The 19,289-nt window shown below is 52.3% G+C and carries 7 protein-coding genes, 1 other RNA gene and 9 pseudogenes; 7 read left to right on the forward strand and 10 right to left on the reverse strand.

The annotated features are described in order from the left end of the window. Window positions 1-411 precede the first annotated feature (411 nt). A complete protein-coding gene (locus GPOALKHO_RS07985; protein ID WP_406703457.1) occupies window positions 412-525 on the forward strand; it encodes a hypothetical protein in 114 nt (37 codons plus the stop codon). A gap of 3,822 nt (window positions 526-4,347) precedes the next feature. Here GPOALKHO_RS07985 and GPOALKHO_RS07990 read toward each other — a convergent pair. From GPOALKHO_RS07990 to GPOALKHO_RS08000, 3 pseudogenes are all read right to left on the reverse strand, one after another. Next, a pseudogene (locus GPOALKHO_RS07990) lies at window positions 4,348-5,358 on the reverse strand (UxaA family hydrolase); the annotation flags it as partial. A gap of 112 nt (window positions 5,359-5,470) precedes the next feature. Continuing rightward, a pseudogene (locus GPOALKHO_RS07995) lies at window positions 5,471-6,389 on the reverse strand (tagaturonate reductase); the annotation flags it as partial. A 136-nt stretch (window positions 6,390-6,525) separates the two neighbouring features. Further along, window positions 6,526-7,295, reverse strand: a pseudogene (locus tag GPOALKHO_RS08000) (glucuronate isomerase); the annotation flags it as partial. 482 nt (window positions 7,296-7,777) lie between these two features. On the opposite strand from GPOALKHO_RS08000, the pseudogene GPOALKHO_RS08005 reads away from it, so the two are divergent. Together GPOALKHO_RS08005 and GPOALKHO_RS08010 are read left to right on the forward strand one after the other, a co-directional pair. Further along, window positions 7,778-8,811 (forward strand): annotated as a pseudogene (locus GPOALKHO_RS08005) (MFS transporter). Between the two features lie 184 nt (window positions 8,812-8,995). After that, a pseudogene (locus GPOALKHO_RS08010) lies at window positions 8,996-9,563 on the forward strand (hypothetical protein). A gap of 202 nt (window positions 9,564-9,765) precedes the next feature. Here the strand turns inward: GPOALKHO_RS08010 and GPOALKHO_RS08015 are convergent. From GPOALKHO_RS08015 to GPOALKHO_RS08025, 3 genes are all read right to left on the reverse strand, one after another. Beyond that, entirely contained in the window at window positions 9,766-9,993 is a 228-nt protein-coding gene (locus tag GPOALKHO_RS08015) for a hypothetical protein (RefSeq protein WP_406702043.1), read from the reverse strand. Between the two features lie 268 nt (window positions 9,994-10,261). After that, window positions 10,262-10,516, reverse strand: a complete 255-nt coding sequence (locus GPOALKHO_RS08020) for a 5-oxoproline transporter, DUF979 family subunit (protein ID WP_406702044.1) — start codon at window positions 10,514-10,516, stop codon at window positions 10,262-10,264. A 38-nt stretch (window positions 10,517-10,554) separates the two neighbouring features. Further along, a complete protein-coding gene (locus tag GPOALKHO_RS08025) occupies window positions 10,555-10,713 on the reverse strand; it encodes a hypothetical protein (RefSeq protein WP_406702046.1) in 159 nt (52 codons plus the stop codon). A 1,748-nt stretch (window positions 10,714-12,461) separates the two neighbouring features. Here GPOALKHO_RS08025 and GPOALKHO_RS08030 point away from each other — a divergent pair. Then, window positions 12,462-13,133, forward strand: a complete 672-nt coding sequence (locus GPOALKHO_RS08030; RefSeq protein ID WP_406702047.1) for a DedA family protein — start codon at window positions 12,462-12,464, stop codon at window positions 13,131-13,133. Window positions 13,134-13,663: 530 nt separating this feature from the next. On the opposite strand, the gene GPOALKHO_RS08035 is transcribed toward GPOALKHO_RS08030, so the two are convergent. Beyond that, complete coding sequence (locus GPOALKHO_RS08035) at window positions 13,664-13,999, reverse strand: hypothetical protein (RefSeq protein WP_406702049.1); 336 nt, start codon at window positions 13,997-13,999, stop codon at window positions 13,664-13,666. Window positions 14,000-14,601: 602 nt separating this feature from the next. Between GPOALKHO_RS08035 and GPOALKHO_RS08040 the strand changes: the two are divergent. Together GPOALKHO_RS08040 and GPOALKHO_RS08045 are read left to right on the forward strand one after the other, a co-directional pair. Then, window positions 14,602-14,951, forward strand: a pseudogene (locus tag GPOALKHO_RS08040) (DoxX family protein). A gap of 177 nt (window positions 14,952-15,128) precedes the next feature. Then, a pseudogene (locus GPOALKHO_RS08045) lies at window positions 15,129-15,929 on the forward strand (glutathione S-transferase family protein). A gap of 214 nt (window positions 15,930-16,143) precedes the next feature. On the opposite strand, the pseudogene GPOALKHO_RS08050 reads toward GPOALKHO_RS08045, so the two are convergent. Continuing rightward, a pseudogene (locus tag GPOALKHO_RS08050) lies at window positions 16,144-16,600 on the reverse strand (LysR family transcriptional regulator); the annotation flags it as partial. Window positions 16,601-16,693: 93 nt separating this feature from the next. Between GPOALKHO_RS08050 and GPOALKHO_RS08055 the strand changes: the two are divergent. Next, window positions 16,694-16,861, forward strand: a pseudogene (locus GPOALKHO_RS08055) (pirin family protein); the annotation flags it as partial. A 230-nt stretch (window positions 16,862-17,091) separates the two neighbouring features. Here GPOALKHO_RS08055 and rnpB read toward each other — a convergent pair. Together rnpB and rsmI are read right to left on the reverse strand one after the other, a co-directional pair. Beyond that, an RNA gene (rnpB, locus tag GPOALKHO_RS08060) (RNase P RNA component class A) lies at window positions 17,092-17,469 on the reverse strand. A gap of 32 nt (window positions 17,470-17,501) precedes the next feature. Continuing rightward, the gene (rsmI, locus tag GPOALKHO_RS08065; protein WP_406702050.1) at window positions 17,502-18,410 is read right to left on the reverse strand and encodes a 16S rRNA (cytidine(1402)-2'-O)-methyltransferase; all 909 of its coding nucleotides are present in this window, start codon (window positions 18,408-18,410) and stop codon (window positions 17,502-17,504) included. Window positions 18,411-19,289: the final 879 nt, after the last annotated feature.

The following is a 19,289-nucleotide window of genomic DNA, read 5'->3' on the forward strand; positions in this document are numbered from 1 at the left end:
GTTTTTGCTAGCTTCATAAGCTATCACTTTTTATTAAAAACCAGAAGAATAAGCGATTAAAATTAAGCGTTAATCTAAGCGATCAATAACAATTTACAAGAAATAATGTTTCTTTGTGGAAGCCATGCCATGTTAAGTGTAAATTTTCCAACCTTAAAATTGAGTATTGTGAGCATCTCAATATCACGGCCTAAATCTTTCAGTGTGCTATAAAAGAGACTTATACATCTTCTGATGTAGTGGTTAAATGCCTGGCAAATACGAGCGTCCGTCTAGAATAGCTCACCGAACGCGCGAAATCAAAGTTAGAAACAAACACTCGCAGTTCCAGCAAGTAACCTTAATCAATGGTGAAATCTATGATGCAAGCACATTTGCCTTGATATTTGTTGGTTTAAACTCGATCGTGATATCCACGCCCGGCCCGGCGTACTGTTGGAGGGTAGTAAACGATTTATCACCAATTATCAGTTCAGTGAACTTAGCAACAGCCAGTGGCTAATTGAATTGAAGGCCGCCTTCTGATACGGGACCTGTTCTGCACCCTGAATTGAAGGATCAAAGTCTAAAAATGCCTTTTGTGCAAGATATTCGTATCCTTGCCAGAGTGATAAATGTCCTCTGGACATTTCATTGAAAGTGCCACTTTTATTGTTTCTCTTTTACGCATCTTGAGTCGGTGTGCGGTAACAGGCCCGACAGTGGCTAATCGTATCAAATACATTTAACTCAATATAAATTTCGTATAAAGTTATTCACTGCACACGAAAAATCTTTTTCTTATTTTGGCTTATTCATCTATTCAATTCGAGCCGCGTTTTATGCAACCTACTCTTTGCTCTCGCCAGTATCACCGCAAATTTTTTCCGCCGCCACACGAGGAGCAGGCGCTGCAGCGCCGTTTGGAAAATTATTTCAACCGATTCACCCAACCGACAAAGCGGACGTCATTGCACAACTGTTGGCCGCGCCACCTAAACCCGGCGGAGCGCTCAAACCTAGCATTTCCAGGCGAGACGCCAGGTTTGAGCCTCGCGCTGTACGATCGCATGGTATAAAATGGAGAATACACTGTGTCATATGGGGTTAAAATGGCAAACAATACAACCGACGGTGACCGGCGGAAGCCGCACTTAACGATGTGTGGAAAAATTTCTGTCAATTGACCCAGTTGTCGGCAGATTTAGCGCCATCGCACTAGCGAGAAACAGATCGACTGACATGTGCTGCATCAGAGCATTTCGCTCCGTGAGCGTCCCATGACAATGTAGTAATGTAGTGGTGAGTCCAACCGTGCTCTACAATCCGATACACCAGAACAGCATCAAAGATGTTGCGCGCTACCTGCGCGATGAATTGACTCTGCGCTTCAACCCTGGCGCGGGAGAAGTTAAAACAATCTATGGAGTGGGTGAGTGCTGCTGTTGCTGATGATGTCCACCCCATTTGAAGGAACTGTGCTGATCGGGTATTTCAGCGCGGTCGTCGCGATGAAAAGATAAGTATTGGCATTTCGCCATTTTTGACAGTCGGACGACAGCGACACTGAATCACACACTGAACCACTACCAAAGGAAGGGCTACTCGCTCAGTTAGTACCCAAAAGCGCGAGCACTATTATACAACTGCGCCACTCATGCCTTTTTCTCAGTCGCTATTTACCTTAAAGAAAAAGAAAACGTATTGGCGCGGACCGGAGCAATGGGCAGTTGTTTAAGACTACTGCCAAGAGACCGCGGATTTAACACCCATGCTGGGTCAAGAAGCGCCTTAAGCAGCATGATGTTGCGTCGCTATTGTTAGAGCACCCAATAAACGGCTATCATTCCGACGAGTGGGCAATGATGCAAAATGAACTAGTTTTACAGCGCGCGCCTAACGCGGCACAGCACAGGTGCACCACCGGGGAACCGGACAAGCGCTTATCCTGCCCATCAGTGCTGGCATGACTGGCGCAACGCCGCGACCTCTTTCGCTAACGCAGCAATACGCGCGCTGATAATTTTATCTTGTAAAGCAGGCCATTGCGATCCGGCGAGCTGTTCAGGCTATTTGTTTACCCACAAGCATAGCATTATGCTCCCGCAGCCGCACTTCAGTGCCAAACATGCTCTAACTGGTGCTGCAACGACTGGTACTCCTGTCGTCACACATGCTGGCGCTGTATTAGTGTTCCAGCAGTGAAAGGCCGCATCATAAATGCGTCTCCAACCCTTGCAACAACATGCCTCTTCCTTTCATCGGTCTTTAGCGCAGTATGATGATTGTCCAGCACGGAAACAAACCCATTGTCGCCGACCGCCCTGTCAGCGTCCTTGGCGCATCTTTACGCTCTTAGCACCACAATTTCTGACTAGCGCCGAGGGCCTGGCAGTTGCCATACAGGCGTTCAAGTTGACGAAAATAATCCAAATGATGATTACGATGGCAGCTCACCGCTCTACTGCAGGCTGCGCCGAGCACCGCGAACACTTGCTGGGCGAGGTAATCCGTTCGCCTACGGTTGCTGAAAAGGCGGATACAGACAATGGCCTATACACTGTCAGCCGCTGGGACGCCATCCAAGCCGCTATCAACCCGAAACCAGCAGCGCGGCAGATCCGCCGGCCGGTTTTCGCTTATGTCAATCCGGCTAGAGGCGTTGCCATACAGGACTCATTGACAAAATGTGCTCGGCCGCGGGTTGACCGTCAGCACCATCAACCCCAAGATACCGTTGTCATACCCAGTCCACCAGCGTCCCCTCAACCTCTTGCGACAAATTAGGACATCAATACGCGCAGATATCCAGCGATGTGAGGGAGAAGACATTGACGTGGTGGATCTGATACGGCGTATGCCCCAGCGGCCAGATGCAGGGAGTCGACGGCGATAAGGGCGCCTATTCGGCCAAGGTGTTGTAGATAGCCGCACTTTTTGCGCCAGCGAGGTGTAAGGTTAGGCTGATAATGTCGCTAAACAGCGCCAGCGTGGAACGATGAATCTCGCGTATTTTGCCAGTCGGCAAGAAAGTGTATCAGGACCCGCTACCTGGCGTACGGCGCGCAGTTGCTGTTCAAACAACACGAGAGTTTGGGCACTCTTAACAGCACTAGCCCGGGCGGCGGCAAAGGCGCCAAACTATTCAGCAGAATGACCTGTCAGCAGAATGACCTGCTCTACCTGCGTGTTTTACGTCAGGTTATAACGGGTTGTGAGCTGGCTCATGTACGAATCGCTGACGCAAAACGGCGCGCGCCCTTGCAACGCACAGGTCAGTGCACCGAATGCGTCATTGAAAATCAACGTCGGCCCGGTTAATCGCTTGCGCTGACAGGTACACCTGTAAGTCAATGCATTCGCGGTGCAACAGGCCTGTATGGTGTCACTGGTCGCGCCAGGCGGATATGTCCAGCCGCTCTCTGGAGCAGCTTTCTGCCTCAAACCGGATTAACGCTGTGTATATCGCCTAACGTCCAGCATTGTCAACAACCGCTCGCCTCCACTCTAGCTGAGGCGAAATAGGTAATTGTCTGCGCCCCTGAGCATCAGATGGCGCGCTGCTGACGGCGCTTCCCGGCGCTTTGGCGCTAATCTGGTGCATTGTCAGTGCTTACTTTGCAGGCGCTACGGTGCTTGTCCTATGGGCCCAACGTTTCAATCACCCAGTTTCATCCTGAGTTCCAGCCGTTATGCACAGCTATTGGCGCGTATGATGGCGAAAGAGCCGGAACGGTGCGACCCCTTACCAGCGTCTAGAGGGTAAAATTGCCGCTACACCTCACAGCCAAGGTCTACTAGCTGCTTCATGCGTCGCTGTTTGCGCGGTGATTTTACGGTTTGATATTGACGGTTGCGTTTTTGCATTAATGTGATTCACAGCAAGCCGAGCAACTGCAGAATTTTCATGCGGGCTGTAAGTGAGATCTTGCAAGAAGGCGAGACTTACTTACGTTGTTCATTGTAGAAGGACTATCTTAGATGCATACCGTCGGCAATCCTTTCTTATGGGGCAGCTTTGCTGTCATGGTGATAAATCATGCTGGCCATGGATTTATTAATGCAGGGCCCTCTCCGAGGACAAACCCCGTCAATGAAATAGGCGGAGCTATGGTCGCTGCTGTGGGTCGCGCTGGCGCTGGCATTTACGCCCTGCTATGAGCCTATTGCTCCAGACAGAAAGATGGGTGGTAGCCGGTAGCCGATAGTCAAGCGCTGGCATTCCTTATCGGCTACCTGTTAGAAAAACTCGGGCGGCCGATTCACGGTCTGTATCTGTACAAAATTACCGCACTGTGATTGGTGCTGAACAGCACCATGTGGCATCGTGCCCGGCACGCTCAGGAGATTAAGACCTGCTACGCTTCACCGCTCACCGTATTTCAACACGTCTACCACCTTGCTCTGACCGGCTTTCTATGTGTACCAAGGGATTTCTCTTCAAGCATTGTGATACCGCCGGTTTTATTGCCTGTGGGGTTGCATAAATCGGCTGCTGATGGGCGATAAAGTACTGTTTGAAATCGTTGACTATATGCACGATCTTTCAAAGGTGACTTCATCTCAGTAGCAGCTCATCAGGATCCGTTCGGCGCCGAACATTTCCGGCACTTCCGTCAGCACGGTAGTGCTGACATTAGCGATCAGATAATTCGAAAAACGCCCGAGCATGGATCTGGCGGTAATCCTTGACAGGTCGGTCTGAATCGCTGCATTCCAGTCTAAAATTTCAGTTCGCTAAGCTTGCCCAGTTGGAGCAGGTCGTCGCGTATGCGCTGATAAAGAGCGCGCAAACACTCCAGTTCGTCCTCCACTTCACCGATGCTGGCAAATCATGAAGGTAACCCGCTCGCTATCGAACTCGCCGAGGGTGGTGCAGAAACATCAACTTGGTTATTCTCGCAGTCAGCCAGATGACCAGTACTACGCCGGCGTTTGGGTTGCGCACCATGTTGTCTGCCCCAGCTGCAAACAGTCGAACAGGCGGGTGACAAATGCACGCTGTCGATATCTTCCGCGCCAAAGGTCTCCATGAGGAATCGCTGCTGGATCTGGCGGGCGATGCCGTTGTTGACGCAGCCCGCGGTCGGTAGGATCCACAGCTCGTTGCGAATACCAACCTGGCCGTTGCGGCGCCAGTAAACTGCACCTTGCTGCCGGGCATTTGCGGCGGCAGCACGCATCCAGAACATTGAGATTGGTTTTCGCGCTCTGCAGTAAATATGTTCTTCGGCTGGATGAGGCTTTGGCGTGCCTGATGGGCACATATTTGATAATCATATCCCCTCGCCACCATGGGCGTTATGGCAAACACGGGCTGACGTAGCGTGACGCGGTCATTACCGATAGTACACGCCTGGTCAGCTGCAGACCTTGCAGAGCGACCGCTACATTGTCGAAATTTTAATAATATTCGTGATGAACCTTTGGGTTTCAGCAATAGGCGGAAACGGCGTCCCGCATGCCCACAGGCCAACCTACGGTTGTTATTCAACCTGTGTGGCAGGATGCGGGTGCGAAATTTGGTCATACCGTTGAGCGCGATGGATAACAGTTGATGCTCAATAAACGGATTGCGAAATGCCTCTGTGCCACCTCAGCAAAAGAGATAAGTTCGTCGTGAGGTAAAATCCAGCAGACGATGCAAATGTTCAGGTTGAGCTGATCCAAACGTAACGCCTGGCCAGCCAGGTCGGCCCCTGAATAACGAACAGATAAAAATTCGGCGGTGTCGAGGAAAATACCCTGATAGCCGAGCTCCGTTTGCAGCGTCTGCACTTTGCTTCATTGTACGGGTAACCCCCGTGACGATGCGGTTCACTAGCGTCGAGCAGGAGGTATTGCTATCGTTTAACCAGTGGACAAATTCTGCAGCCAGCGCTAACAGGTCAGCATAGTGCAGCACCATTTCGCGCGTCGCCGTTATAATCGATAAGTTCGCAGAGGATAAGCACCCACTCTTATCCTCCACATCGCCAAAATGGCAGAAACGTTCGTACAGCAAACGCGTCAGTTTGACTGCATAACTTGCGGCGGCGCATCCTGCAGTCGGTCGTCCTTAAAGCTAATATCGGCCTCGATGGTGTTGGAGAAGACAAAACAGATGTTAGCATCATGAGCCAGCGCCAGATAGTCATCGAATTGGCGGCATAATCTCGCGACCGACAGACTGGATAATGCGCGACTGGCGCACCGCGCCTCCCTGCTCGTTCGTCCTGGGTCGACAACGACGTGGGGGAATCGGTATCGATCGGGAGTACGACGACAATGCCGGCATCAAGTTCAGTGTGTTCGTTCAGCAAATCCAGTTGTCAGTCAAAAAGGCGCGCAAAAAATTCGCTTCGCCGAACTGGATAAGGCGATCCGGTATACCGGCGACCTGGAAAATTTTGACGATTTAGCGTTTGCATTCAAGAGTTATCTTCAATAATACACGAGTGGACCGTCGTCGATCCGCCAGGCTTAATCAGAGGTTCAATGGCAAAGTAATTTTTGGCATTGTCGAAGCAAATGTTTTCACCATTTCGCCCAACAGCTTTATGTCCGCTGGTCGTTGACTGAATCGAAACCAGTATCGTGGCTGAGCAGTTTCAGCATGCGGCTATTGTGCGATTTTGAATTGCGCGATTTCCTCGGCATTCGGCAGCTTACCGTCTAGACGACGAGCCAGAATGCCATCGCACGTGTTGGCATAGTTTCCCATCGCACGTGTTGGCATAGTTTCGCCAATGGACCACCACTCAAGCGCGTGGTCAGAGACGCGGCAGTCGTGGGCGGCGAAATGACCAAGACGTTTCGACAATGCGTCGCAAAGCGCCCTGAATCCGCTGATGGCGGTGTCCGAGTCGCCCTCGAGTAACCTTCAGCTTCAATATTGATTGAAGGACTTATCCGGGCGCAAGTTGGGCAGCACTTTGATAGAGAAGCTGCTGTCTTGCGCGACGGCTTTATGATGTACAGGTCATCGATCGAATCATCGGTGGTGCCGACCATTTTCATGTTCAGCTGATGCTGAACGGACGGCGCAGTTCCAGATTGGTCCAGTGATAGAGGGATTGATGGTGTGCGGCACAGTCTGCGCCAGGCTTCAATTTTCACAGTCGCCGGCGTCGCTAGTACAAAAACGTTCAGCCACGCCGTTGGTGTGTGCATCGCGCACCATTTATGGTTGTCACCTTTCTGGTTGTCATACAGGTTTTGCGGTAATTTTGCGCGATCTGTTCCGGCGGTAAATGGCAGTGACTTTCGTATAGTCATAATACAAACAGCGGGCGAATTCGATGTCCAGCAAAATCTTCAGTTAAAAACACGGTCATAACAGGCCCGTTATCTTCTTTTAGTAATATTTCCAAAGGAATATGTTATACCAATTTAGAACAAACTGATTGGATTCTAAGTCCTGTTGTAGCAAACACCCTTCATGAATCAATAGAAATGTCACATCTTTACGCCAATTCCGCCTAAAAGACGGCTGGTGGGACAGAATTATTATCCATGAAATTATTAATTGTTTTTGTCCTCAACTTTTAAATATATATGATAAATTATTGTAACGCCGCTTTCAGTCAGGGCCTAAAATTTTGTTTATTGGCGAGGACCTCGTGAGTTTAGCGATACCCAAGTGGGGTGGATGGGATTCGAAAGAGCCGGAAATTAACCGGCCAGCTGAAAGCCATACCGACAGGACGCAGTACCCTGGGCAGCCTGATAAAACAAACATCTAGGGGACACCCTACAGCGCCGGTGAACCACCGACTGAGCAGTTGGATTGAAGGCACTACTATTGGAAGAAGCTTTAATACATAAGATTAAAGGGTTACGCGGGTATATGATCTCCCTGGTTACCTTGGGCGCGCGCTGGGCTACCTAGCGGCGTAACGCCATTGCGGCGGCAGCGGCCCCGACGTTGCATGACAAGCCGCACATTACCACACAGCAATACTCTTAATCATCGTCACTTATTCCACCTGTTACTGGACATGCTTGGCACTAAAGTATGTGGTGTTCGCGATTCTGTGGGCGGTATTCTAATGGCCACCGCGCTGACTAGCAGTTTGGGCCTGGCTATCGCCCGAGGTACGGTAGGGAAACCGCGATGATCCAGGCCGGTCTGAAGGCAAGTAACGAATGGCTTCCGTCAACAGAGCCCTCTATTTGCGGTCGGCTACTTTAACGTTGGCTCCTCCACGGCGCCATGGTTGTTCCGCCGTTGATGATTTGGGCGATTATGATTCACAGCCGGGAAATGGTTTGTTAGGTGGAAATTGACAGAAGAAGAACGGGATTGCACATACTGGCCAGGGAATCCCAGCACCAGGTCAATAACGGTAAGAAAATGAGCGCCCGGGAAATCCTGTACAGCCGCCAATTCTTGGGCATCGCGCTGCTGCGTTTTCTCGCCGAGCCAGCCTGAGGCCTTTTAACGCCTAGATCCCGCTGTTCATGTTTAAAGTTTACGGCTTTAACCTGAAAGAAATCGCTATGTTCGCCTTGATGCTGATGTTGTTCGTTGATTTGGGTTGTAGCGTCGTGACGCTGAGGCGCTCTTGATGATTGACCCCGACATGATTGGCCTGATTTACCGGCCCGTAATGTGGCTATCGGCCTGCTGTGTATCGGCGGCTTCACCCATCAGTCGTGGCACGCTGGATTACCCTGTCCTCGGGCGTCTTTGGCCGCAATAGTGGCGACCGCCAAGGCCTGACCGGCATGGCCGCGTGGCTGGCGAATACCATCCGGCTTAGTCTACCATTCGCGGTCCTGTCGCTGTTCGATTTGTTAGGCGACCTGTACATCTGGACCATTCTGAAAAACCGTCCGGCGCAAATCTGAAAAACCGTCCGGTGCAAAGAACCACGGCGACAGTGTAACGTCGCCCAGGCGCGCCGTGATATAATAAGCACATGCGGCCATCCCTTCTTGTACCCGCCGGCGCCGGCCGCTAAACGTCAGCATGCACTTTCTTGTATTGTGAAGAGCAAAACCCACGGAGACTCGCAGATTATACCAGCAGCTAGTGGTCGAACTGAAACAGCGCAGCGTATTGAATCTGGTATCTATCTGGTCAGCGAGAAGCTGTCAGCGGAACGCTATATCTCCAGGGAGATGAACATCAGCCACACGGTGGTATGGGAAGTGATTATCATGCAGGAGGAAAGTTGCGTAGAAGTGCGCAAAAGCTCGGGTATCCATATTAATCAGCACAGCATGTGTGTTGCCCGCCGGCGAAACTCAGGTCGCCACGCTTGGTCCGTTTGGGGATGCTGCAAGCGCGGCAGTTTATTGCAAGTAATCAGGTGGCGCTGGACACTGGCAACAGCGGGCGTCCATCGTTGAAGATATGAACCCAGCTTATATAACCCTTATTGGTCAAGTTGCACGAGCAGACGATGAGGCGGCAGAAAGCTAGCGCGAAGAGCATGACTCATTCAAAGCGCTGATCCGCGAGGATTCCATATGCGGCCAAGCTAGCGATGTGGCAACATTTGGAAAACACCAAGCAGGTGCTGTTCCACGCCACCGCCGACGATTTTGAATCCAGCGTTAACCGCTATGTGTTCAGCGATACCCCGTGGTACGCTTGAACACCGTGACTAGCGGGGTAAAACAACCGGCGTACCGTCGCCTCAGGTCTCGAAGATTAGCAAAGCGGTAGATGGCCAGCCAGTTAACGCCCGTATGATTAGTGTCTAAATGCACCAGCTCGGCGTGCAGATGCGCCGCGGCTACTTGCTGTAGCCCATAAATCCGGCACTGCTCCCACTGCTGGGCGAGGATGCGCCAGCATCAGAAAACCAGGTGGAACAGCGTCTGAGGTTGTTCCGCGTTAAACCGCGGAAGGAACATAAGCCGCGGAAGGAACACCTGCCACCCAGGCGCTAAACGCCGTAGCCGAGAGATTCCACTTTTATCAGCGTCGGCGATAAGATTCATCTCTCGCCGACGCTGCTTTTCGCCATCGACCAGCACCGCTTCCGGCGCCGCATCCTGGCTGACTCGCACGTAATCCAGCACCCGCATACCGGAAAAGCGCCATTAAAGTGCATACCCGGTGCGAGTAGGGTAGGTTCACAGCGTCCAAATTTTTTAAAACTCGTCACCATTTGATCCGCCAGCGCCTCGGCGGTAGCGGCTGATATGATCGTCATGACCGGCGTCAAACTTCAGCCACCAGTTTTAACCAATCAGGCCAAACCGTATGGACGCTCAAAACTGCTTGATAACCCCCTGCTGGTCGGAAAACTCAAGTGGTGCGGCCCAATATTAAAATTGGCCGCTACCATTAGTGTGCCGCAAATCCCACCATCATGCCAATAGCGGACATGATAGCCAGATTGCTGCCCATATAGCCGACGATAATGGGTAAACTGATGCCGGCAGTCATGATGGGAAATGCCGCAAAGGCGTTTCCCATAATAACGGTGAGCAGGGCTATGCCAATGCAGTAGGCGGCAACCGCGACAACGGACAGTCCCAGAGGGATGGTAATCAGCTCGTTATCAGCTTTACCCACCCTGGCCAAGGCGAAATTCCCCAAGCGACGTCATCGGCAGGACGCTGGCCCAGCCGATGGCGTCAAGCAAGCCGCCGACCTTCGTTCATCTCGCTTGCAGGCGTCTCATACAATATCATCAGACTCAGCACGACGAAAAACGCAACAATAATGCCCAGACCAAGCGCAGCCAGGGTGGAGGAGCCGCCTGGGATCAGCAGCGTCACCAGCGGGATCAGCACGCCGAAATGAACAATCGGTTGCTAAGACGACTGGCGCACACTTCCCAGCCGTTCAACAGACGCCTCGGAATGAAAATAATCGCATTAATGCCTAAAAAACAGGCGCTTTTCCAACGTCTTGGGTTAGAACTATCACGCAAGTTAATTATAGCCGTGGAAAACATGATACCCACCAACACACAAAGCGCATTCAGAATCGTCATCCTTCATCTCCCTTGCCGCCCGCGTTTTGTTCTGTGCGGCATGAATAAGCGCGCGCTGGTAAAATGCCACGCGGCAACTATTGTTGCTTGCTGTGGCCCAATTCACCGAGCCCAGCGGGCAGTACCATGACTATCACCAAAATAGGCCAGTGCCGGCAAACAACTACCAAAAATGATAAATGCAAAAGTGGTGGGAATCAAAATGCAGCGATTCGCCAATATAACTAATCCTTTCATCAATAAGATCAAGCTGATACATATGTCTTCGTCAAAAAGCACGTCGATATTATCTACCGTCGCACAGTGCGCATGGATTTTTTTTCACGCCCCGCATGGGGTAAATCCTTCAACCATTTATGCGACGCCCCTTCCCTTCGGCCATGGGGCTATCAGTGGCCGCACTATTTGTGTATGGCGTCGAGCGCGGTCAAGCCCAGTGCGGTAGTTGACTGCCGCATCAGCATACAGAGAATCAAAATGCGCGACAGCGACGCGGAGTGGATGCGTGTCACCCCAGGCGCTGCGCCTGCTCGCGCAGTCCGTTGCGCTCCCGCAACTCGATGTAGGCGGTGCCAAATCGCTTATTACCGCAGGAAATCCAGGTCTCTGCCGGTGATAAATCCTACAAGCGGTTATGATCTACTAAAGGCCATATAATGATACCCCAAGAATGGTGAGAATGGCTTTCACCAGAGAGATTGAAGGCTTAAGGAATAGCCTTCCACTGGCCAGCCAGATAAACTCACTTTTAAGTTATTTCAAAAGAATTTGGAATATTAAATTACCGATCCTTTTTAACAGAATAAAAGCGCTCACCTGTGTCGATGCATAACCGGCCTGACGAGCGGGAAATTATCTAGCTGCACATAAGGGATTACCGCACGCGCGCAAGATAGCTACGGCGTTAATTATCTGCTAAGCAAAGAAGTCTATCGGCATAAATATCTTTACTGCTGTTTTATGCTGTTTTATCACCGTATATTGCAGGCTTCCAGACCAGACTTTTGCCAACCAACGCGATCTCTTCTGTTTGGTAATGCTCTGCCATCCTCAACGCTGTCGCGCCGATCGCCCACCTTAGACCCGTTTTCCACGCCCGAGGAAGGGTGCCGCCGCTCGTCATAAAGGTTTGGTCGGCGCTATTTTGCAGCGCAAAGCGGGTGGGCGCGAACAATTAAAGTCAGTAAGCGTTTTATGTCAGCCGATGTAAAACTGACAGCGCAGGGTCTATTTTCCCCTTAAAGCGCCCATCACGTGGCATTTCGGCCATGTTTCACTGTCTCAATGGGGTTGGTTTTGTTACAGTACGGGTTATTTCTTTACACTTTGGCCGGTTCGCTAGCCACCGTTTCGCGCGTGGTTTTTCTCTCACTGCAGATGCAGTGACAGGTTTCGCCGGCGCGGATAGAGCAGCGTTTGCCTTGCCGTTCGTGGTTGATAGGCGCGTAAGCGTGCATTCCGAAGCCAACGCCGCGAGCTCGCTTCCTCTATTCCGATTCGGTAACGGGCAGTAAATGACATGTTGTCAATGATTGAGAATACACAATGGATATCTTTAAGGAGCTGCTGCACGCCCTATGGCAACAGGATTTTGAAACACTTTCCGATCCCAGCCTGGTTTGGATCATTTATTTATTGGTATTTGTCATCCTTTTTTTGGAGAACGGCCTGCTGCCTGCCGCCTTTTTACCCGGCGACAGTTTATTAATACTGATCGGCGTGCTGATTGCAAAAGGGACGCTGAATTTTCCTCTCGTACTGCTGCTTCTGACCGTCGCCGCTAGCTTGGGCAGTTGGATTAGTTACATACAGGGGAAATGGCTGGAAAATAACCGGCTGGTGAAGGGCTGGCTAGCGCATCTGCCGGCGCGCCATCATCAGCGGGCCCATCAGATGTTTCATCGCCATGGACTTTCGGCTTTGCTTATTGGTCGGTTTGTCGCGTTTGCGCGAACGCTGCTGCCGACTATCGCCGGTCTGTCCGGCCTAGGCAGTTCTCGTTTTCATGTTTTTAATTGGATCAGCGTCTTTCTATGGGTGTTTATCTTAACACTCGTCGGGTTCATCCTTGGGAAAATGCCGGTGTTTCAGCGCTATGAAGAGGAATTGATGCTATGCCTGATGCTGCTGCCGCTGGCGCTGTTGACTATCGGGTTTGTGAGTTCGTTGGTGGTTATCTGGCGCCGTAAACGGCTTGCCGATTCAGATAAAGAATGATGAAAGTGTCAGGTTTAGCCTTACGACACGCTTCCGTTTCGGTTTGCTGGCGGTGGCGGTGCTGGATGTTGCTGACGCTGTTATTTCCGATGCTGTGCCGCGACGACAGCATGCTACAAATCACCGTTGCCAACGAACACGGTTCGCTGCCGGACGGCTTTGCTCTATCAGTTTCCTGAAGATCGCGGTATCCGCGTGAAAGCATTACCCCGCCAAGGACAGCATGATTGTTCGTCTAGATACCCCGGAACAAGCGCAGACGGCACAATTGGTGCTGCAAGCACCCGCCTGAGGACTATGCGATCCTGAAAGCCGCCGCTACAGCGCCTGGCGGGGCTATACCGTCCCGCCGCTTCGGCGCGCCGTCCTTGTCAAGTGGGCGCGCTATCCAACCCTCGGCCCACTACCGCTGTCGGGTGGTCTGGTCTTTAACCGGATTAGCCCTAAGAAATTGTTACCACTTTTGCTGTTTAGCGGATCGCCCCGCCCGATGCCAAAACCTTGAAGGAGCCGAACCATGGTCAAAGATGCTACTTCTGAATATTTACGTTCGGAATTGAAATCACTGGCGGATACGCTGGAAAAAGTGTTGCGTGAATGTGATTATTAGAGCGGTTAAATGAAAGATAAAAACACGGTGGAAGTGCGTTTATCTGTATCCCTTCGGTCATAGGGTCAGATGCAAAATATGACGTGTGGTTGCCATAGCCGTGACAGGGTTGGCTATCACGAGCTATCTTGATCATGACGTTGGCACTTAGCCATAACTGGTAGAGGCTTAGCGCAATTTCCGCCACGCCATCTTCAATGGCGTGCGCCAGTCGACGAGTAACGCCAGAGGTCCCGCGCGCCAGCGCCAGCCGCATCACCTCGGATAGATCCGCTGCCTACACGCCCAACTTGACCGCCAGACACTTGCCCTGACAATCGTAAAAGACTGCGTGTCCTGCCAATTCTGCCAGTACGCCATCAGACGATGCGCCATGTTTTCTCTGGTCATGTGCGTTCAGCTGGCGTCAAGATAAGCGAGATAGTCCGTGACATAACGCTCCAGCAGCCCTTCGCCAAACGCCTATTTTGAACTGAAGTATGATAAAATGCCCACCTCGGCACGCGAGCAGCAGCTAGAATTTCATTAAGCCCAACAGCGGAAACCCTTTGCAGGCTATTGATCCGCTGATCGTGCGCCAGAACGCTATCCCGAACGGGGGTTGGTTTCAGTGTTTGTCGACATGTTCATACTTTAAAGGTAGAATCGATTAGATCGGTCGCCTAGAAGTGTTTTTATCGCCCACGCATTATTCAATTTTTCTGATCGACCCTGACAGTTTTACTCGCTCTCACCGGTCAGAAAGGCGCATTATACTGCCTGTATCTAATATCCTCTTCCCGTTGACTGATCCGTGAGACGCGTCTCACAGAAGCCTTAGCGTGCATTACACCGGCAGACACAAATCAAGAAAGAATCATGAAAAAATTAGATCATGATAGCACCTTTCAGGTGGCGCGTGTATTGGTGTCTATACTGTTTATTCTGGCCGGCTACGGCAAAGTAGGCGCCGGTTATGCCGCGATACCCAGCAGTACATGGCAGCAACGATGGCCGCACCGGGTTTATTGCTGTTGACTATTTGCTTGAAGTCGGCGGCGGTCTGGCGGTTCTGTTCGGCTTACTTGACCTGCAGTGTGTCGCTTATCACCGTGATATTTACGTTGTTGACAGCGTTTCTTTTCCATGCGGATTTTACCCAGGCAGGTAACCAGATCAATTTTATGAAAAATCTGCCCATCTCCGACGGTTTATTTGCTGCTGGCTAAAAGGGTAACCGAGGCTACCCCTCGTCTGCTGGCTAAAATGGTAACCGAGGCTACCCCTAACATCCGCCGGCCCAAGCTAGTCAGGGGTATAAGCGAGTAAAACCGATATCCCGCCCTTTCCGCTGACGATGGTAGGGACGTAAAAAGCGAGCGGCATGATGTTGAGGGGAATGTGGCATGGGCTTGCTCGTCGATGGGAAGTGGCGGGACAAATTGTACGATACCTCCGCTATAACGGACGGTTTTATCGCTCGGCGTCAGTGTTCCGCATTGGAGAGCGCCCGGCGGCAATACCGGTCCTGAAGGGTGCGGCGGCTTTCGCGCCGAAGGCGGCCGCTGCCATTACCATCTTTATGTGTCATTAGCGGTACCGCACCCTACTGATGCGTTAGTTGAAAGGCTTAACCTAGTTAATTCCCGTTTCGGTGGCCCACCCGCTAATGCCCGAGAACGGCTGGACCTTCAGCCAGGATTTTCCCGGCGCTACCGGCGATCCCCGATTTAACAAAGCGTTTCTTTATCAACTCTATTTACAGCCGGATCCCGGCTATAACGGCTGCGTACGGTACCGGTGCGGTAGGATAAGCAGCGGATCATTGTCAGCAATGAATCGGCGAATATCCTGCAGGCGGATGTTCAATAGCACCTTCGACGGCGCCGGCACGCTGGCCGGTAACTATTTACCCCTTGACCTGCGCGCCGCCATTGATGAGATCAACGGCTAGGTATACCTGCAGGTCAATAATGGCGTCTACAAAGCCAGCCTCGCTACCCGTCAGGAGGTTTTCGCTGTTCTGGGTGCGACTAATGGATTTACAGCTATTCAGATATTGCCGAAACGGTGGATTTCGCCCATATTCATATTATTTCCGCAGTCATCCGACCCTCAATCCGCACAGTATTATTTCTATCGAGCCGCAGTTCGATCTCGGCGAACCCCACAGTCGCGCAGCGCGTTTCGGCGTCCGTGAAGCGTGAGCGTCGACCACCGGACGACAACGTCGGGCGCCAGGCCATAGTGGTATCGCTACCGGCCCTGCACTACGGGCTAAACCACCAGCAACCGCTCGGCGGCGATATCCGTCTCCACCAGCGGATAGGGCATCGTCGCCACCCATGGCCCAGCGAGCCACCTTGTGCTTATCCGCCATCGTGCTCACCGTTTAGGTGCTGCTGTTTATCGTTGCGCCGTTAACACCGACCGTTTGCTGGCGGTATTGGCGATGGCGATCCTGCGATATTTGACGCGGGTGACTTCGGACAGTGATTCGAGCTTCTAGTGGAGGCTGTTGATTTCCGAGGACGCGAAGAAATGCAAATCCAGCACGATGACGATATCAACCCGCCTTTATTCAGACGCTCCCAGGCACCGGACAGCACTACTTCACTACTAATAATGGAAATTTGAGTGTTGGCTTTGCGCGCCGCTTTGTCTATCCGCGGACATTGGTGAATTTAGTGCGATAGCCAGAGCGGCCGAACAAAACCACATTCGGCCCTCCCTCTAATTTTTTCTGCATAGTGTAACTTAGCGCCGCAGGCACCTGTCCCAATTCATCCGGCGCGGGGCAAAGCTACCGCGCCTATCGATCGCATCGTATTACCCGCAGGGCTTCAAGCGTCAATTGCCCGGCCTTTAGCCATCGGATCTTCTTATTCGGGATTTTGAATGTGGTATCCAGATTAAATTGCTAACAATCCGCTGGTTCAGGCATTCTACCTTTTCGACCACTACGCTGACGCTGAACCAAGAAGTGCGGGCGATCGGCGCCGCCTTTCAGCCGCGAACCTATCCCGATGTGTTGAATATCCTCTTGCTAGGCGAAGCCGAACACCGCGATAGCAACGGTCATGCCGTCCGCATGGCTGCCGACGACGCATTGGCGCTGGCGTGCTTATGTGCAATCAGTGTATGACCATGTAGAGATTGGCGGTATACAGGGCGCGCGGGCAACTTTCCTGCAGAGACGGCGTGTTTATGCATGATGAATGACCCATGATATTTGACATTGCGAGCCACTACGCTGCGCCGTTGCAGGCACAGTTGATTGATTTGGCCGGTGACGACCAATCGGTGCCGTAAGCCAGCGAACGCCAACGGTAAAACCCCGCGCCAGGATGAGGCGCTAGGTTAACACAAGAGTGGAGTTGACCGTTAAGCCGGGTTCTGTCGTGGACAGTCATTCATCTAGGCCAGCGCTCGTGCACTGGCTCAAGCAGCCTACCCGGGTTCAGTACGGGCCGTACCATGTGAACCCCTATTTGGCCTTGCTCCGGGTGGAGTTTACCGTGCCGCGAACTGTTACCAGCCGCGCGGTGCGCTCTTACCGCACCCTTTCACCCTTACCTGTTCCCGCCTGCGCGGGCCATCGGCGGTTTTCTCTCTGTTGCACTTGTCGTGGGTTTGCACCCCCCAGGCGTTACCTGGCACCCTGCCCTATGGAGCCCGGACTTTCCTCCCCTCCTCGGCTTCCCCTTGCGAGTATGACGGCGAAGCGGCGACTGTCTAGTCAACTCCAGTGCGAAGTATAGGCACGTTCCCGACACTTGTCATCCGCGATACGCGTTCCAGGAATGATGCCGCCGCATCGCGTTACGCTTTTGTTGCCGATCGAGGGCGTATCGGTACAACGTATTCTTTTTCACGCCGTGGATCTCCGCAGTCAGCGCTGCGGCTTTTTTCAGCGGCAACTCGACCAGCAACAGCGCTAACGTACGCAGCGCCTCCGGCGGTAGCGTATCGTCCGGCGCACGATAACCTTCGACGATGAGCACTATTTCACCGCGGCGGCGCATGTCGTCCTCCCGCACCCATGCCAATAGCTCCCCGACGGGCGCACCATGAAGGGACTCCCGGGTTTTGGTCAGCTCCCGCGCCAGCACCATGTAGCGTAGCGGCCCCCAGGCGGTGACCATATCCTCCAGGCTCTCTAGCAACCGGTGGGTAGACTCGTAGAAAATCAGCGTGCGCGGCTCCAGTGCCAACCCTTGTAGGGAATCGAGGCGCGCTTTGCGCTTCGCCGGCAGAAAACCTTCATAACAAAAACGATCGGAAGGCAGCCCGGCGGCGGACAGGGCGGTAATAGCCGCACAGGCGCCAGGTAGAGGCACGACGCGAATTCCGGCCTCACGGCAGCGGCGTACCAAATGATATCCCGGGTCGTTGATAAGCGGCGTACCGGCGTCAGAGACCAGCGCTATACTTTGTCCGTCCTGCAGTTTCGCCAAAAGGACGTCCGCCTTTTGCTGTTCATTATAGTTATGCAACGCGAACAGCCGCGCATTTATGGCAAAATGTTGTAATAGCAGACCGGTATTACGAGTATCCTCAGCGGCAATAAGATCAACGCCCTGCAGGACAGATAATGACCGCCGGGTGATATCCTCCAAATTACCAATGGCAGTCGGTACCACATATAGCGTTGTTGCGGAAATATCCGCTTGTTGGTATTGATTCATTGTTTAATCCGGATTGCTGATTTAACATTGAGCGCTTTGAACAACATCACCAGATACAGTATGCCTTCCTCTTGTGTATTGGGTTTTAAAACAGGCGCCTACTTCCTGTCTTGCTGCCCTCGTCGATACTGGCCGCGTGTCTATTTCAGTCAACGCCAACGCTGACTATTATTTACAGCAGATGCAGCAAAGCCGCAATGATACCAAGACCTAGCTACTAATTATTCGCCATTCACGCGTTCATTTAAAGAAAGACACCTACTGCTGAGCGCGGAACTTGCGCTGGTCTCGCGTCAGCCACAAAGCGCCGCCGCTCCTACGGCGAACCTTCACTAGCTCTGGTATTGACCTATGTTGCTCAGATGTCGCTGCTGAGCGACTCGGTCGCCGATCATAAAATATCGATAAAACCTGGCAAACGCTAGTATCGTTTCCGTCACAGCAAGGCAATCTGGTGATCAACACCAACAGGACGACCGCCAGGACCTAGCCTGCTGCAGGCGGAAATAAAAGACTGGTAGGCCATCTATCTGCAAAACTCGGAAAACCCCGCCACCCCTGGGGCCAACTGCAAAACTACTCATCGTCATCGGTGTGGGCATTGCTTTGCTGTTGTTACTGAACGGTCAGACGCAGGTATTTCAACGTGATTCAGCAGGGGCTTACGGTGGTGCAAAACGGTCTGACCGCGTAAAAAAGCGCCCCGGTTCAGGCCATTACCACCGCCGAGCAGATCGCCGATGGCACCAACCTTAACGACGGCGTGGAGGACACGCCGCCCGACGGCGGTCACGCAAATCAGAACAGACCGGTAACCGCTCTAGGTATACGCCGGTCGCGTCGGGAGACGGTAAGCGTGACGGCGCCAGTATGATAATC

The organism is Sodalis sp. (in: enterobacteria) (assembly GCF_036327475.1).
Classification (GTDB): Bacteria; Pseudomonadota; Gammaproteobacteria; order Enterobacterales; family Enterobacteriaceae.

Excerpts from the sequence above, each read along its gene's own strand:
- GPOALKHO_RS08035 (WP_406702049.1), bottom strand. The coding sequence starts at position 13,999 with ATGCGGCTGGCGCTGGCGCGCGGGACCTCTGGCGTTACTCGTCGACTG.
- rsmI (WP_406702050.1), bottom strand. The coding sequence starts at position 18,410 with ATGAATCAATACCAACAAGCGGATATTTCCGCAACAACGCTATATGTG.
- GPOALKHO_RS08030 (WP_406702047.1), top strand. The coding sequence starts at position 12,462 with ATGGATATCTTTAAGGAGCTGCTGCACGCCCTATGGCAACAGGATTTT.